Origin of the sequence: Burkholderia sp. Ap-955 (genome assembly GCF_011753045.1) — a bacterium.
GTDB classification, from domain to species: domain Bacteria; phylum Pseudomonadota; class Gammaproteobacteria; order Burkholderiales; family Burkholderiaceae; genus Burkholderia; species Burkholderia lata_D.
Map to the genome: position 1 here is coordinate 1 of NZ_VWWH01000025.1, position 15,831 is coordinate 15,831.

Sequence of the window (15,831 nt, forward strand, 5' to 3'; positions counted from 1 at the left end):
TGCGGCAGGCGCGGCGCGCGCACGACGAGATCCATGTTGAGGCTGCCGACCACCGTCACGCGGCCGGCGCCTGCCACGGGCGCCGTCATGCGCGACCGCCGGAGGCCGGCGGCTCGCGGTAGATCGCCGTCGATTCGCGCAGCACGAGGCGCGGCGACACGACGCGGCGACGGCTCGGCACGGCGGTCGAGCCGCCGCCGATGCGCTCGATCAGCGTCTGCGCGGCCATTTCGCCGAGCGCGCGCACCGACTGGCCGACCGTCGACAGGGCCGGATACGTGTAGCGGGAGAATTCGATGTCGTCGAACCCGATGATCGAACAGTCGTCGGGCACGCGCATGCCGCGCTCGGCCGCCGCGCGCAGCGCGCCGACGCCCATCAGGTCGTTGCCCGCGAAGATCGCGCTCGGCCGCACCGATTCGAACAGCCGCGACGCCGCGTGATAACCGCCGAGGCACGAGAAGTCGCTTTCCGCGATCGCGCCCGGCACGATGTCGACCCCGCGCTCGGCCATCGCGCGGATGAAGCCGTGCACGCGCATTGCGCTGACCGCCGTGTCGGTCGGCCCCGTGATGCAGCCGATCTTCGCGTGCCCGAGCTCGAGCAGATGGCGCGTCGCCAGGTACGCTCCGCGCTCGTGGTCGATCTGCACCAGGTCGGCCGCGAGCCCCTCGATGTTGCGGTCGACGACGACGAGCGGCGCGTGGATATCCGCAAGCGTCTGCGCGAGCACCGCATCCTCGCCCGCCGATGCGACGATCAGCCCGTCGATGCGCTTTTCCTGCAGCACGCGCAAGTAGTTGCGCTGCTTGACGGGATCGTCGTCCGAGTTGCAGAAGAACACGCAATAGCCGTTGGCCGCGCACTGGTCCTCGATCCCGCGCGCAAGCTCCGCGAAGTACGGGTTCGTGCTGTTCGGCACGACGAGGCCGATGGTCGCCGTCGCACGCGCCTTCAACGAGCGTGCCACGGCCGACGGCACGTAATTCAGCTCGCGGATTGCGCCCTCGACCTTCGCACGCACATCCGCGGACACCGGCCGCGAATTGTTCACCACGTGCGAGACGGTCGTAAACGACACGCCCGCCATGGCCGCCACATCCTTGATCGTCGCCATTTCCCGTTTCTCTCTGGTCTGTTCTGTCTGTCTTTCTACCGCACGCGTGTGCGCCGGCTGCGATACGTATCGAGCACGACCGCCACCACGATCACCGCGCCGGTGATGATCCGTTTCGTCGGCTCGTTCGCACCGATCTGCGCCAGCCCCGCGGCCAGCACGGAGATGATCAACACGCCAAAGAACGTGCTGATCACCGAACCGCGCCCGCCCATCAGGCTCGTGCCGCCAATCACGACGGCGGCGATCACCTGAAGTTCGAGACCGACGCCCGCATTCGGGTCGGCCGCCTCGAGCCGCGAAATCTGGAACAGCGACGCCAGCCCTGCGAGGGCGCCCATCAATGCGAATACGAGAATTTTATACGGCCTCGGGTTAACCCCCGCAAGCCGGACCGCTTCTTCGTTCGTGCCGATCCCGACGAGATAGCGTCCGAACACGGTCCGCGTCAGCACGAACTGGGCCGCGATCATCACCGCGACCGCGATCAGGAACGCCGGCGAGATGCCGAGCGCGATCGGGTTCGACAGGAAATCGAATGCGTCGCCGATGTAGGCCGTGCGCGAATTCGTCAGCTGGTATGCGAGGCCGCGCGCGGCCTCCAGCACGCCGAGCGACACGATGAACGACGGGATCCGCCAGCCGACCGTGACCGCGCCCGTCAGCGCGCCCGTCGCGGTCGCGACCGCGATGCCGATCAGCGCGGCCGGCAGCGGCCCCCACTGCCATTTCAGCGCGGCGACGCTGACCATCGACGCGGCGAGCGCGAGCACCGAGCCGACCGACAGGTCGATCCCGGCGATGATCAGCACGAAGGTCATCCCGACCGACATCACGACGAGATCGGGAATCTGGTTCGCGATCGTGCTGAACGTATCGTAGGTCAGGAAATGCGAGCTCAGCACCGAAAACAGCGCAATCATCGCGGCGAGCGCACCGGCGAGCCCGAGGTAGTTCGACAGGCCGAGCCGCGTGCCGGACAGCGTGCGCGCACGGCGCCCCGTCAGGTCCTGCTGCGCGCCTGCGTCGGTCGGGGTTACGGGAGGCTGGGTCATTGCTGTCGTCCTGTATTCGAAGTACCGGGAGCGGCGCCTGGCGCCTGCCCCGCGTCCGGATGCTGCGCGCCGCCCGGCGGCGTCTCGCGGCCGAAGCCGGCGAACGCCGCGGCCAGCAGCGCATCCTGGGTCCAGTTGCCGCGCTCGAACACGGCGGTCATGCGCCCGGCCGACATCACGCCGATCCGGTCGCAGATCAGCATCAGCTCGCGCAGGTCGCTCGACACGACGACGAGCGCGCGGCCTTCGCGCGCGAGCGCGCCCATCAACGTGTAGATCTCGAACTTTGCGCCGACGTCGATCCCGCGCGTCGGCTCGTCGAACAGCAACACGCCCATGTCGCGTGCGAGCCAGCGGCCGATCACGACCTTCTGCTGGTTGCCACCCGACAGTTCGCCGACCGCCTGCGTCGCGCCGTGCGTGCGGATCCGCAGCGCATCGATCTGCTGCTCGGCGAGCGCCGTTTCGCGCGCCCCGTCGACGATCCCGCCGCGCGCGAGCCGGTCGAGCTGGCCGAGCGACACGTTTGCGGTGATTGACTGCGTCAGCAGCAGCCCTTCGCCTTTGCGATCCTCGGTGATCAGCGCGATGCCTTGCTTCACCGCCTCGACGGGCGAACCGATCCGCACCGGCTTCGGCGGCTGGCCGATCGCGATCGTCCCCGCGTCCGGCGCGTCCGCGCCGTAGATCAGCCGCAGCAGCTCGGTACGTCCCGCACCGATCAACCCCGAGATGCCGAAGATCTCGCCCGCGCGCACCTCGAGCGACACGTCGCGCACCGCCGTCCCGCGGGTGAGGCCCGACACGACGAGCCGCGGCGCGCCGATACGACGCTCGCCGAGATCGATGTGCTCGCCGATCTCGCGCCCGACCATCAGCGTGACGAGCCCGTCGGACGTCGTCGCCGCCATGTCGCCCGCATGGACGAGCCGGCCGTCGCGCAGCACCGCGACGCGCTCGGCGACCCGCGCGAGTTCCTCGAGCCGGTGCGAGATGTAGACGATCGCGACGCCGCGCGCCTTCAGCCGGTCGATCTGCTCGAACAGCAGCTCGACTTCACGCGCGGTCAGCATCGCGGTCGGTTCGTCGAGAATCAGCACGCGGCAGTCGCCGATCAGGTTGCGCGCGATCTCGACCATTTGCTGGTGGCCGATGCCGAGCGCGCCTACCGGCGTATCGGGGTCGACCGTGTCGAGCCCGACCTGCGCCATCGCGGCCCGCGCATCGTCGCGCAGCCGCGCGCGATCGATGATCCCGAAACGCCGCGGCAGGCGGTTCAGGAACAGGTTTTCGGCAACCGTCAGTGTCGGCAGCAGGTTCAGCTCCTGCATCACCATGCGCACGCCGAGTGCCTCGGCCTGCGTGCGGCTCGCCGGCGCATACGGCTTGCCACCGAGCCGCATCGTGCCGGCGGTCGGTTCGACGAGCCCGCCGATGATCTTCGACAGCGTGCTCTTGCCGGCGCCGTTCTCGCCCGTCAACGCAAGCGCGTGGCCCGCCTCGAGCGTCAGCGTGACGTCGGCGAGCACGGGTTCGGCGTAGGTCTTGCCGACGCCGGATACGGACAGCACGGGAGTGGCTGCGCGGGAGGGTTGGAAAGTCGGGTCCATCGCGATCCTGGTTGCGGCCGCGCGCACGCGGCGCGCGGGTGTGACGCTCACAAGTGCATGTGCATGCAGTGGCCGTGATCGCGCTCACCTCGGATAACGGCCGCCGCGCGAGATTCTTGAGGGCGGCGGCCGCATCGGGGCTGCGTCACTTCGTCACGAGATCCACCGGCGTCTCGACCACGCCCGACATGTCGGCCTGCTTGCGATGCTCGGCAATCGCCTTGAGCGCCGTGTCGATACCGAACACGGCCTGCTTCGCCGCGTACTGATCGGCGGTCGCGAGCACGCGGCCGTCCTTCAGCATCGGCTTGATCGCGTTGATGTTGTCGTAGCCGACCACGAGCACCTTGCCCTGCTTGCCGGCCGCGCGCACGGCCGACACGGCGCCGATCGCCATGTTGTCGTTGCCGCACAGCAGCGCCTTCAGGTTCGGGTATTCGTTGAGCATCGCGGCGGCGACCGCATTGCCCTTGTCGATCTCCCATTCGCCGGACTGCACCGACACGACCTTCATCCCGCCCGCCTTCATCGCGTCCTGGAAGCCGGCCGTGCGCTGCTGCGCATTGGTCGTCGTCGACACGCCTTCGACGATGCCGACCTGGTCGCCCGCCTTCAGCCGCTTCGCGAGGTAATCGCCGATCTTGCGCGCGCCCTTGCGGTTGTCCGGGCCGACGAACGGCACGTTCAGGTTCTTCGACTTCAGCACGTCGGGATCGAGCCGGTTGTCGATGTTCACGACGACGATGCCCGCGTCGACCGCCTTCTTCACGACCGGCACGAGCGCCTTCGAATCCGCCGGCGCGAGCACAATCGCGTCGACCTTCGACACGATCATCTGCTCGACGATGCGGATCTGGTTCGCGGTGTCGGTCTCGTCCTTGATGCCGTTGGTGATCAGCTCGAACTGGCCCGCGTTGTGTTTCTGGTATTCCTTCGCGCCCGTTTCCATCGTCAGGAAGAACTCGTTGGCGAGCGACTTCATCACGAGCGCGACCTTCGGCTTGGCTGCAGATTGCGCGTGGACGGCCGGTGCGGCGGCAACCGCGACGGCGGCGAGCGCGGCGGTCAGGAAGCGACGGCGAAAGAGGACATTCATACTCATCTCCTGGCGACCGGCCCCCAAGGGCCGGACTATTGTTTGACTGTTGTTTTAATGTGAGCAAACGTTTGCGCCACACTACCCGGGCAATGGCCATCGATGCTGCTGTCGGTACCACGGAATGGAAGCGAGGCAGACGGCCGACTGCCTGGCGCGTGCTGTTGTTGACGCGCCACCGCCGGCGGGACGCCGGCGGAGTGAAGGCTATGCTGTACCGATTCGCGTCGGTGTGCAACCTGTCTGATCAATATTTAAGGGTTTATTCGGAGCGCGAGTCACGCCGGGTCCCGCGGCGCCGGTTCGTCTTCATCGGCCGACGGCGGCTCGCCGAAGCGGTTCGCATGCGGCGTGCCGGCGATGAAGCCGTTCATCACGAACAACGCAAGCGCACCGACGATCGGCACGAACAACAGCAGCATCCACCATCCCGACTTGTCGATGTCGTGCAGCCGCTTCACGCCGACCGCAATCGACGACCACACCGCGATGACGACAACCACCAGCATCACCAGCAGCGGCAGATCGTCTTCCGGCGCACTGCGCGAATTCGCATCGAAAATCGCACTGAGCACCGTGGAAACCAGCGCGTAGATCCACCACGGCAGGCGCCCGATCCGGCCTTCGAAGGAGAAGAGAAACCATTTCAGGTTCATTGTTTACCTCTTCGTCACGCGTGTTGCGTGCTGCGCGATATGTCTCCAAGCGTGTCGGGACCGGCAATCCGCATGCCTTGTTTTGTGAAGGTGGACGGGCTGCCGGCTTCGCCTTTCGCACCGTCTCCCGGTGTTACGCATTGCGTCGCTGGTGCGATCGATCCGGCCGGCACGATGGCGGCCAAGGGACGGCCCGAGCGCACGTCACCCGGCATTCACGCGCATTGAATCACATTTGCCGGCCAATGGATCGCTCGATGCGGCAAATGGCCGAACCCGAAACGAGGCGTACACGCGCACCCTCTTGTGTTCTTGTCGTCGTGCCGGCAAGCGAATACATGTCGTTCGCCGCGTGCGGCGAAGAGGCTGACGGGAAACCGCGATGGCGGTCGATGATACGGTGAGTCGAACTACCCAGGCAGCGGCGGATCGCCTGCCGCTGCCCAATACATGACAACCCGCGCCGGTACGTCGCGCCATCCGCGGTGAGCGCGCGGATGGCGCGCGACGCGCCGTCGTCAAACGGCTTCGCGCAACAGCCCCGCGATTTCCGCTTCGTTCAGGTGCGGCGCGAACATCTCGATCAGCCGGTATGCGTATGCGCGCAGGAACGCGCCCTTGCGCAGCCCGACCCGCGTCGTGCTCGCCTCGAACAGGTGCTGTGTATCGAGCGCGACGAGCCCCGTGTCGCGCTGCGGATCGTAGGCCATCGCCGCGACCACGCCGATCCCCATGCCGAGCTCGACATAAGTCTTGATCACGTCCGCGTCGATCGCGGTCAGCACGACGTCGGGCACGGCGCCCGCCTGCGTGAACGCCTGGTCGATATGCGAGCGGCCCGTGAAGTCCTGGTCGTACGTGATGATCGGGTACTCGGCGATTTCCTCGAGCGTCAGGTTCTCGCGGCCGACGAGCGGATGGCCCTTCGGCACGACGACCGTGTGGTGCCACGAATAGCACGGGAACGTGACGATGTCCGGATAGCGGTCGAGCGCTTCGGTCGAGATGCCGAGATCGGCCTCGCCGTTCAGGATCATCTGCGCGATCTGCTGTGGGCTGCCCTGACGCAGCGCGAGATGCACCTTCGGGAACACGTCGGTGAACTGGCGGATCACCTTCGGCAGTGCGTAGCGTGCCTGCGTGTGCGTCGTCGCGACGACGAGGTGACCGCTGTCCTGGTCGGCGAACTGGCGCGCGACGCGGCGCAGGTTCTCGGCGTCGAGCAGCATCCGCTCGATCAACTGGTGCACGGCCTTGCCGGGCTCCGTGAGCCCCGTCAGCCGCTTGCCGCGCCGGATGAAGATGTCGACGCCCAGCTCATCCTCGAGATCCTTGATCTGCTTCGACACGCCCGACTGCGACGTGTACAGCACGTTCGCGACTTCCGTCAGGTTCATGTTCTGGCGCACCGCTTCGCGCACGAACCGCAATTGCTGAAAATTCATGGGTATGCCTCTTAGGCTGTCGTTGTTTGATTGTCGATTCGGAGCATGTTCCGCCCCCTGCCCTGTATTTGCTCGTCAACGCGCGGGAAACACACGCACCGCGCGCGGCACGGCCGTCGCACCGTCGCCGACCTGCAGCGACAGCGCCCGCCACGCATCGCGATCGAGTTCGGCCTCGAGCGCACCGCCCGCGCGCGCCTCGAGCTCCACGCGCACCGAGCCGCCGAGCGGGATCACGCGGCGCACGTCCACCGCGATGCCGTCGCGGTGCCCTTCGCCGACCGGCCACAGCTGAAGGTCGTGCGGGCGCACATAGGCGTTCGCGGGACCGGCGAAATCGGCGTCGACCTCGATCGGCGCGGCCGCCCCCTCGGCGACGAAGCCACGCCCGGCGACCGTGCCCGGCAACCGGTTGGCCGCGCCGAGGAACTCGTAGACGAATGCGCTCTGCGGATGATCGTAGACGTCCTGCGGGCTGCCGACCTGCTCGACGTGGCCGCGGTTCAGCACGACGATGCGGTCCGCGACTTCCAGCGCCTCCTCCTGGTCGTGCGTGACGAAGATCGTCGAGATGTGCAGGTCGTCGTGCAGGCGACGCAGCCAGCCGCGCAGCTCCTTGCGGACCTTCGCGTCGAGCGCGCCGAACGGCTCGTCGAGCAGCAGCACCTTCGGCTCGACCGCGAGCGCGCGGGCGAGCGCGATACGCTGGCGCTGGCCGCCCGACAGCTCGGACGGATAGCGCTGCGCGAGCCAGTCGAGCTGCACGAGCTTCAGCAACTCGTGCACCTTCTCACGGATCGCGCTTTCCGACGGCCGCTCGCGGCGCGGCTTCACGCGCAGCCCGAACGCGACGTTCTCGAAGACCGTCATGTGGCGGAACAGTGCGTAGTGCTGGAACACGAAGCCGACCTGGCGGTCGCGCGCGCCGACGGATGCCACGTCGAGCCCCTGCAGCACGACCTGGCCGGCGTCCGCGTGCTCGAGGCCCGCGATCACGCGCAGCAGCGTGGTCTTGCCGCAGCCGGACGGCCCGAGCAGCGCGACCAGCTCGCCCGGCGGGAAGTCGAGCGATACGTTGTCGAGCGCCGTGAAATCGCCGAAGCGCTTCTGAAGGTTACGGACGGTGATACCCATTCTGGTTGCCTCTTTACGATTTCGACGAAACGGCGCCGACGGGGCCGGCATGTGCGGGAACGGCGTCGTGCGCGTCGGCCAGTTCGGCCGCGAGATGACGCTCGGCGATCAGCTTCAGCGCGAGCGTGACGAGCGCGAGCAGCGCCAGCACTGACGCCACCGCGAACGCCGCCGCGAAGTTGTATTCGTTGTACAGAATCTCCACGTGCAGCGGCATCGTGTCGGTCACGCCGCGGATGTGGCCGGACACGACCGACACCGCGCCGAACTCGCCCATCGCGCGCGCATTGCACAGGATCACGCCGTACAGCAGGCCCCACCTCACGTTCGGCAGCGTCACGCGGCGGAAGATCTGCCAGCCCGACGCGCCGAGCACGCGCGCGGCTTCTTCCTCGTCGGTGCCTTGCGCCTGCATCAGCGGAATCAGTTCGCGCGCGACGAACGGGAACGTGACGAAGATCGTCGCGAGCACGATGCCCGGCACCGCGAAGATGATCTGCACGTCGTGCGCCTGCAGCCACGGCCCGAGCCAGCCTTGCGCGCCGAACAACAGCACGTATACAAGGCCCGAGATCACCGGCGACACCGAGAACGGCAGGTCGATCAGCGTCGTCAGCAGCGCCTTGCCACGGAATTCGAACTTCGCGATCGCCCACGAGGCACACACGCCGAACACGAGGTTCAGCGGCACCGCGATCACGGCGACGGTCAGTGTCAGCTTGATCGCCGACCACGCATCGGGATCGGCCAGCGATTCGAAATAGAAGCCGACGCCCTTTCTCAGCGCCTCGACGAACACCGCGGCGAGCGGCACGACGAGGAAAAACGCGAGGAACGCCAGCGCGATGCCCGTGAGCAGCCAGCGCACGACGCGCGACTCGCTGACGGGGTCGAGCCGCTTCGCGGCGCGCCCTTGCGCGTCCGCAGACGGGGTTTTCAGCACGACGGTGGCCTCCTGGTTCATTGCTGGCCTCCTGCTGCGGTAGCGATGACGGCGGCGGGCGCGGGGCCGCTCGCGCCCTTGCTCGTGCGGCGCTGCAGATACCACTGCAGCGTGTTGATCAGCAGCAGCATCAGGAACGACACGACGAGCATCACGACCGCGAGCGCGGTCGCGCCCGCGTAGTCGTACTGCTCGAGCTTCGTGATGATGAGCAGCGACGTGATCTCGGATTTCATCGGCACGTTGCCGGCGATGAAGATCACCGAGCCGTATTCGCCGAGCGCGCGCGCGAACGAGAGCGCGAACCCGGTGAGGAGCGCCGGCAGCACGGCCGGCAGCACGACGCGGCGGAACGTCAGCCAGCGCGACGCGCCGAGGCACGCGGCGGCCTCTTCCTGCTCGCGCTCGAAATCCTCGAGCACCGGCTGCACCGTGCGCACGACGAACGGCAGCCCGATGAAGGTCAGCGCGACCAGCACGCCGGCCGGCGTGAACGCGATCTTGATGCCGAGCGGCGCCAGATACTGGCCGACCCAGCCGTTGGTCGCGTAAACGGCCGCGAGCGAAATGCCGGCGACCGACGTCGGAAGTGCAAACGGCAGGTCGACGATCGCATCGACGAGCCGCTTGAACGGGAACGTGTAGCGCACGAGTACCCACGCGACGAGGAAACCGAACACGGCGTTGATCAGCGCGCCGCCGAGCGCGGCGGAGAACGTCAGCCGGTACGACGCGAGCACGCGCGGCGACGTGACGGCGGTGACGAACTGGTCCCACGACAGTGTCGCGGTCTTCAGGAACGTGGCGGCGAGCGGTATCAGCACCACGAGGCTCAAATAGGCCACCGTGATGCCTAGCGTCACGCCGAAACCGGGCAGCGCGCTCGGCTTGCGAAAGGTGTACGTCGTCATCGGATGCTCTTGCTGGGTCGGTGCTGCTCATGGGTCCGACGCAAACGCCGGCGCAGTGAATCGCGCCGGCGGGCCGTCGGGGATGCGGCGCGCTATCGTGGCGCGCCGCTGTCGTTATGGCGTTACTGCGGCTTGTAGATCGAATCGAACACGCCGCCGTCCGCGAAATGCGTCTTCTGCGCATTCGTCCAGCCGCCGAAGGTATCGTCGACCGTGTACAGCTTCAGCTTCGGGAACTGCTTCGTCAGCTCCGCCGGCACGTTCTTCGAACGCGGCCGGTAGTAGTTGCGCGCCGCGATCTCCTGGCCCTGCGGGCTGTACAGGAAGTTCAGGTAGGCATCGGCCAGCTTGCGCGTGCCCTTCTTGTCGACCACTTTGTCGACCACCGCAACGGGCGGCTCGGCCAGGATGCTCACCGACGGCACGACGATCTCGAACTTGTCGGTACCGAATTCCTTGACCGACAGGAATGCCTCGTTTTCCCATGCGATCAGCACGTCGCCGATCCCGCGCTGCACGAAGCTCGTGGTCGCGCCGCGCGCGCCCGAATCGAGCACGCCGGCGTTCTTGTAGAGCTTCGTGACGAATTCCTTCGCCGTCTGCTCGTTGCCGCCCGGCTTGTGCACCGCATAGGCCCATGCGGCCAGGTAGTTCCAGCGCGCGCCGCCCGACGTCTTCGGATTCGGCGTGACGATCGAGATGCCCGGCTTGGTCAGGTCGTCCCAGTCCTTGATCCCCTTCGGATTGCCCTTGCGCACCAGGAACACGATCGTCGACGTGTACGGCGACGCGTTGTCGGGCAGGCGCTTCTGCCAGTCCTTGTTGACGAGCCCCTTGTTCGCGAGGGCATCGATGTCGTACGCGAGCGCCAGCGTGACGACGTCGGCCTGCAGGCCGTCGAGCACCGAGCGCGCCTGCGCGCCCGAACCGCCGTGCGACTGCTTGAAGTTGACGGTCTCGCCCGTCTTCGCCTTCCACTCCTTGCCGAACGCCTGGTTGAAGTCCTGATACAGCTCGCGCGTCGGGTCGTACGACACGTTCAGGAAGGTCGTATCGGCCTGTGCGTGCGTCGCGACGCCCAGCGCCGCCGCCGCGCCCAGCGCGAGTGTTGCGATCAGGCGGCCCACTCCGCCCACCAGCCCCGTGTTGCGCTTGCCCATCCTTGGTTCTCCAGTGTTGTCGGTATTGCGATGTCGGGCCAGTCTAACGAACGGGTTACATGATTAAAAATAATCGTTCCTTATTTTTTAATACTCAAAAGTGCTAACGCAGACGGGATGGACGGTTGTGGCGGATGAACCGGCGTCCGGGCATCGTGAAATCGCGTCGGAACCGGCATGATCGCGTCGAACCTCAAGTAACACTTGAAATTCGCGGACTACTGTATAAAAATACAGCTCACTGTCTATCCATACAGTTGAGCCATGACCAAACTCACCGCCCGTCAGCAGCAAGTGTTCGACTTGATCCGTCGCGCGATCGAGCGCTCCGGATTCCCGCCCACCCGTGCCGAGATCGCGGCCGAACTGGGCTTCAGTTCGCCGAATGCGGCCGAGGAGCACCTGCGCGCGCTGGCGCGCAAGGGTGTGATCGAGCTGGCCGCCGGCGCGTCGCGCGGCATCCGCCTGCTCGGCATCGACGATGCCCCGCACCAGTTCACGCTGCCGCACGCCGGCCTGATGCAGTTGTCGCTGCCGCTCGTCGGCCGCGTCGCGGCCGGTAGCCCGATCCTTGCGCAGGAGCACATCTCGCAGCATTACGCGTGCGATCCCGCGCTGTTCTCCAGCAAGCCCGACTACCTGCTGAAAGTGCGCGGCCTGTCGATGCGCGACGCCGGCATCCTCGACGGCGACCTCCTCGCCGTGCAGAAGCGCACGGAAGCGAAGGACGGCCAGATCATCGTCGCGCGTCTCGGCGACGACGTCACGGTCAAGCGCTTGATGCGCCGGCCGGGCGGTCTCGAACTGATCGCGGAGAACCCGGATTACGAAAACATCTTCGTCAAGGCCGGCAGCGCGGAATTCGCGCTGGAAGGCATCGCCGTCGGGCTGATTCGCTCGGGCGAACTCTGACATTCCGTCTCGCTAGGAGAACACCATGGAACGCCTTGCCCGTCTGCTGCCTTTCCGTCAATTCGGCCGCCTGCGTCACCTGCGCGGCCGCACGCCCTGCGCACCGCTGTCCGCGGCGGCGCCTGTGCAAGAAGAAGTCGCAGTCGAACGGCAGGCGTCCCTGCTGCCGTCGGCGCTACCCGCTTTCGCGCGGGTATCGCTGAACGCCGGCCTGAATCACGCCGAACCCGCGCGCCGTGCACCGGTGCGCGTCTATCACGGCCGTTCGCGCCTGATCATGGTCGGCACGATCGATGCCGTGTGCCGGATGATCGATCGCTGCATCGCAGAGGAACGATCGGCCACGCCAGGCGGTCTCTGATTGCGGAACATCCCCGCACCGGAGGCAACGTGACCGGATCTTCGGGCCGCGCATGGCGGCTCAAGCCCCTGCTGATCGTCGTGCTGGCCGTCGCCAGCATTACGGCGATCGGCTATGCGTACGCATCGCCGTACGTCGCGCTCGGTCGCCTGAAATCGGCGATCGATGCGCGCGATGCGCAGGCCATCAGTGAATATGTCGATTTCCCGTCGCTGCGCATCAGCCTGAAGCAGCAGGTCACGGAAGAGTTGATGCGCCGGATCGACGCGGTGAAGAAGAACAATCCGTTCGCGGTGATCGGCGCGCTGATCGGGTCGGCACTGATCGGCCCGCTGGTCGATGCGTACGCGACCCCGGAAGGCGTAGCCGCGCTGATGAGCGGATTGCCACCGCGTGGCAATCCAGGTGAGCGCCCACCCGAATGGTCGAATCTGCCGCCAGGCAGCAATGCGCCGGCTGCGCCTGCAGCCAATCCGGCTCCCCCGGCGAGCGCAGCCGCTCCGGGCAGCAATGCGGCCGCTCCAGCTGCGTCATCGCCGCCACCCGCCGCTGCCGCACCGGCCAGCCCGGTCGATGCCACGCATGCGCCGCACCAGCAGCAAACCAGCGCCGGGTACCGGAATATCGATGAATTCGTCGTGACCTACCAGCGCAGTGCCGACGGCACGCGCTATGCGGCGATATTCCACCGCTTCGGCCTGTTCTCGTGGAAGTTGTCCGCGATCGACCTGCACGCTTGACCGGTCTTGAATGGCCGCGGTCAGCGCCCGCCCCACGGACGTGACACGACGCCCGACCGACGCGATTCGCCGGTCAGGCAGTCATCGAATCATTGGATCATTTGCCGTTCGCCGTGGCCGCCTCACGCTCCCGCGCGATTTCTTCCTTCTGCTCCTGCGCCGACGAACACGCAACCAGGATGCTGCAGTTCACGCGATCGAGCAGTTGCGTGTTGCCCGACCCCATCCACCATCTGGACAACCCGCTGCGGCACCGATGGCCGACGACGACGAGGTCGGCCTTCAGCTCCGTCGCGAGATTCGCGATTTCGTCGATCGGATAGCCGAACGCGAAATGGCCTTCGGCCTGCACACCGCGCTCGCGCAGCCAGTTCACCCCTTCCTGCAGGATTTCACGCGCGGTTTCCTCGAACCGGCCGCACGCGACGTCGGTCAGCAAACCCGCGCTCTGTGCAATGCTCGAGCGCATGTCGACCACCGACAGCAAATGCGTCTCGGCCTTCAGGTCCATCGCGAGATTGGCGCCGCAACGCAGTGCCTTGCGTCCTTCGAGCGTGCCGTCGTAACACAGCAAAATCTTGTTGTAGCTAGCCATGAAACCTCCCTGTCGCAACACCGAGCCTACGCATTCATCATGGTGCGCCGCAATTCAGGACGCAAGGGATGGAAAACGCTGATTCGCCCCGCTCGGCTCGCGCGCGATGATGCAGTGCACGATCGGTGCGTCCATGCATCGCACCGTGCAGGCATGCCCTGAAGAGACGCAGCCGATGCACTAGAATGGCCCGTTCGTACTCCAGCGGGCCATCAGGCGCCGGCGTCGTGCGCTTCGGTCATGCCCGTGTGACACGCAATCGTCCGATCGGTTCGCCAACCGGCCATGCATCCGGCAACAGCGGAACGCTTCCGCGCCCGCCTACAACGACAACATGCCCATGTCCGTTGCACCGATCGATTTCCGGAACGTCGAAAAGCGCTATGGCGACAAGCTCGTCGTCAACGGCCTGTCCTTCACCGTCCAGGCGGGTGAATGCTATGGCCTGCTCGGGCCGAACGGCGCCGGCAAGACCACCACGCTGAAAATGCTGCTCGGCCTCACGCATCCCGATGCAGGCACCATTTCGCTCTGCGGCGAACCGGTTCCATCGCGTGCGCGGCATGCGCGCCAGCGCGTCGGGGTCGTCCCGCAGTTCGACAATCTCGACCCCGACTTCACCGTGCGCGAGAACCTGCTCGTCTTCAGCCGCTACTTCGGCATGTCGGCGCAGGCTGCGCACGCGCTCGTGAAGCCGCTGCTCGAATTCGCGAAGCTAGAGAACAAGGCCGATGCGAAGGTCGGCGAGCTGTCGGGCGGCATGAAGCGCCGCCTGACGCTCGCTCGCGCGCTCGTCAACGATCCCGATGTGCTGGTGCTCGACGAGCCGACGACGGGCCTCGACCCGCAGGCGCGTCACCTCATGTGGGAGCGGCTGCGCTCGCTGCTCGCGCGCGGCAAGACGATCCTGATCACCACGCACTTCATGGAAGAAGCCGAGCGCCTGTGCGACCGCCTGTGCGTGATCGAGGAAGGCCGCAAGATCGCCGAAGGCGCGCCGCACGCGCTGATCGAATCGGAGATCGGCTGCGACGTGATCGAGATCTACGGGCCCGATCCGGCCACGCTGCGCGACGAGCTGTCGGCATTCGCGAAGCACACCGAGATCAGCGGCGAGACGCTGTTCTGCTACGTGAGCGATCCGGAGCCGCTCAGTGCACGACTCAAGGGTCGCACGGGGTTGCGCTATCTGCATCGCCCGGCCAATCTTGAAGATGTGTTCCTGCGGCTCACGGGCCGCGAAATGCAGGACTGATCGATCATGGACGTCCGCAACTATTCCACCGCCGCGCCGTCGGCACCCCCGCGCGTGTCGCGCTTCGCGATCGCCATGCCCGCGAACGCGACCAACTGGATCGCCGTCTGGCGGCGCAACTATCTCGTCTGGCGCAAGCTCGCGCTTGCGTCGATGTTCGGCAATCTTGCCGATCCGATGATCTATCTGTTCGGGCTGGGGTTCGGGCTCGGGCTGATGCTCGGCCATGTCGACGGCGTGTCGTATATCGCGTTCCTCGCGGCCGGCACGGTCGGATCGAGCGTGATGATGTCCGCGAGCTTCGAGTCGATGTATTCGGGATTCTCGCGGATGCACGTGCAGCGCACGTGGGAAGCGATCATGCATACGCCGCTCGCGCTCGGCGACATCGTGCTCGGCGAGATCGTCTGGGGGGCCAGCAAGGCGATGCTGTCGGGGGCCGCGATCATGCTCGTCGCGGGAGCGCTCGGCTATGCGCGGTTTCCGTCGATGCTCGCGGCGCTGCCCGTGATCGCGCTCGCGGGCCTCGCGTTTGCCAGCATCGCGATGATCGTCACGGCGCTCGCGCCGTCCTACGATTTCTTCATGTTTTATCAGACGCTCGTGCTGACGCCGATGCTGCTGCTGTCGGGCGTGTTCTTCCCGATCACGCAGTTGCCGCCGATCGCGCAGCATGCGGCGCAGGCGCTGCCGCTCGCGAATGCCGTCGAGTTGATCCGGCCCGCGATGCTCGGCCGGCCGGCGACCGACGTCGCGCTGCATGTCGCGGTGCTCGCCGGTTACGCGGTCGGCGGATTCTTGCTGTCCGCGTGGCTGTTCCGGCGGCGGATGATGCGCTGAC

Annotated in this window: 16 protein-coding genes and 1 pseudogene; 5 read left to right on the forward strand and 12 right to left on the reverse strand. The window is 66.6% G+C overall.

Annotated features, from left to right (window positions below):
- Positions 1–85: 85 nt before the first annotated feature.
- The 11 genes and pseudogenes from F3J15_RS15955 to F3J15_RS38225 all read right to left on the reverse strand — a co-directional run.
- Positions 86–1,117 carry a LacI family DNA-binding transcriptional regulator gene (locus F3J15_RS15955; RefSeq protein ID WP_011351902.1) on the reverse strand — a complete coding sequence of 344 codons (1,032 nt, stop codon included), beginning with the start codon at positions 1,115–1,117 and terminating at the stop codon, positions 86–88.
- A 35-nt stretch (positions 1,118–1,152) separates the two neighbouring features.
- Positions 1,153–2,172: an ABC transporter permease gene (locus F3J15_RS15960; protein WP_089445577.1), complete on the reverse strand. Its 1,020-nt coding sequence runs from the start codon at positions 2,170–2,172 to the stop codon at positions 1,153–1,155.
- Complete coding sequence (locus F3J15_RS15965; RefSeq protein ID WP_166892398.1) at positions 2,169–3,782, reverse strand: sugar ABC transporter ATP-binding protein; 1,614 nt, start codon at positions 3,780–3,782, stop codon at positions 2,169–2,171. The genes F3J15_RS15960 and F3J15_RS15965 overlap by 4 nt, the downstream gene beginning before the upstream one ends.
- A 145-nt stretch (positions 3,783–3,927) precedes the next feature.
- Positions 3,928–4,878, reverse strand: a complete 951-nt coding sequence (locus tag F3J15_RS15970) for a sugar ABC transporter substrate-binding protein (protein ID WP_166892400.1) — start codon at positions 4,876–4,878, stop codon at positions 3,928–3,930.
- Positions 4,879–5,156: 278 nt separating this feature from the next.
- Positions 5,157–5,534: a DUF805 domain-containing protein gene (locus tag F3J15_RS15975; protein WP_166892403.1), complete on the reverse strand. Its 378-nt coding sequence runs from the start codon at positions 5,532–5,534 to the stop codon at positions 5,157–5,159.
- A gap of 518 nt (positions 5,535–6,052) precedes the next feature.
- On the reverse strand, positions 6,053–6,979 hold the full coding sequence (locus F3J15_RS15980; RefSeq protein ID WP_006484201.1) for a CysB family HTH-type transcriptional regulator: 927 nt from the start codon (positions 6,977–6,979) through the stop codon (positions 6,053–6,055).
- 75 nt (positions 6,980–7,054) lie between these two features.
- Positions 7,055–8,113, reverse strand: coding sequence for a sulfate ABC transporter ATP-binding protein (locus F3J15_RS15985; protein ID WP_069247896.1), 1,059 nt, complete (start codon positions 8,111–8,113; stop codon positions 7,055–7,057).
- 13 nt (positions 8,114–8,126) lie between these two features.
- Entirely contained in the window at positions 8,127–9,077 is a 951-nt protein-coding gene (gene cysW / locus F3J15_RS15990; RefSeq protein ID WP_166892405.1) for a sulfate ABC transporter permease subunit CysW, read from the reverse strand.
- A complete protein-coding gene (gene cysT, locus F3J15_RS15995; protein WP_069247894.1) occupies positions 9,074–9,967 on the reverse strand; it encodes a sulfate ABC transporter permease subunit CysT in 894 nt (297 codons plus the stop codon). The genes cysW and cysT overlap by 4 nt, the downstream gene beginning before the upstream one ends.
- A gap of 122 nt (positions 9,968–10,089) precedes the next feature.
- Positions 10,090–11,127 carry a sulfate ABC transporter substrate-binding protein gene (locus F3J15_RS16000; protein WP_011351893.1) on the reverse strand — a complete coding sequence of 346 codons (1,038 nt, stop codon included), beginning with the start codon at positions 11,125–11,127 and terminating at the stop codon, positions 10,090–10,092.
- A gap of 183 nt (positions 11,128–11,310) precedes the next feature.
- Positions 11,311–11,421, reverse strand: a pseudogene (locus F3J15_RS38225) (sodium:proton symporter); the annotation flags it as partial.
- Between F3J15_RS38225 and lexA the strand changes: the two are divergent.
- Genes lexA through F3J15_RS16015 form a run of 3 tightly spaced genes read left to right on the forward strand, consistent with a single transcriptional unit; the run spans position 11,392 to position 13,140 of the window.
- Positions 11,392–12,039, forward strand: a complete 648-nt coding sequence (gene lexA / locus F3J15_RS16005; RefSeq protein ID WP_009689103.1) for a transcriptional repressor LexA — start codon at positions 11,392–11,394, stop codon at positions 12,037–12,039. The pseudogene F3J15_RS38225 and the gene lexA sit on opposite strands and share 30 nt — an antisense overlap.
- A gap of 25 nt (positions 12,040–12,064) precedes the next feature.
- Complete coding sequence (locus F3J15_RS16010; protein ID WP_006476078.1) at positions 12,065–12,400, forward strand: hypothetical protein; 336 nt, start codon at positions 12,065–12,067, stop codon at positions 12,398–12,400.
- Between the two features lie 29 nt (positions 12,401–12,429).
- Positions 12,430–13,140, forward strand: coding sequence for a DUF2939 domain-containing protein (locus tag F3J15_RS16015; protein ID WP_166892408.1), 711 nt, complete (start codon positions 12,430–12,432; stop codon positions 13,138–13,140).
- 97 nt (positions 13,141–13,237) lie between these two features.
- Here F3J15_RS16015 and F3J15_RS16020 read toward each other — a convergent pair whose 3' ends face one another.
- Positions 13,238–13,735, reverse strand: coding sequence for a universal stress protein (locus F3J15_RS16020; RefSeq protein ID WP_039358765.1), 498 nt, complete (start codon positions 13,733–13,735; stop codon positions 13,238–13,240).
- A 340-nt stretch (positions 13,736–14,075) separates the two neighbouring features.
- On the opposite strand from F3J15_RS16020, the gene nodI reads away from it, so the two are divergent.
- Both nodI and F3J15_RS16030 read left to right on the forward strand, forming a co-directional pair.
- Positions 14,076–14,990 carry a nodulation factor ABC transporter ATP-binding protein NodI gene (gene nodI / locus F3J15_RS16025; protein WP_069247891.1) on the forward strand — a complete coding sequence of 305 codons (915 nt, stop codon included), beginning with the start codon at positions 14,076–14,078 and terminating at the stop codon, positions 14,988–14,990.
- A gap of 6 nt (positions 14,991–14,996) precedes the next feature.
- The gene (locus F3J15_RS16030) at positions 14,997–15,830 is read left to right on the forward strand and encodes an ABC transporter permease (protein ID WP_089494787.1); all 834 of its coding nucleotides are present in this window, start codon (positions 14,997–14,999) and stop codon (positions 15,828–15,830) included.
- The last annotated feature ends 1 nt before the right edge of the window (position 15,831 follow it).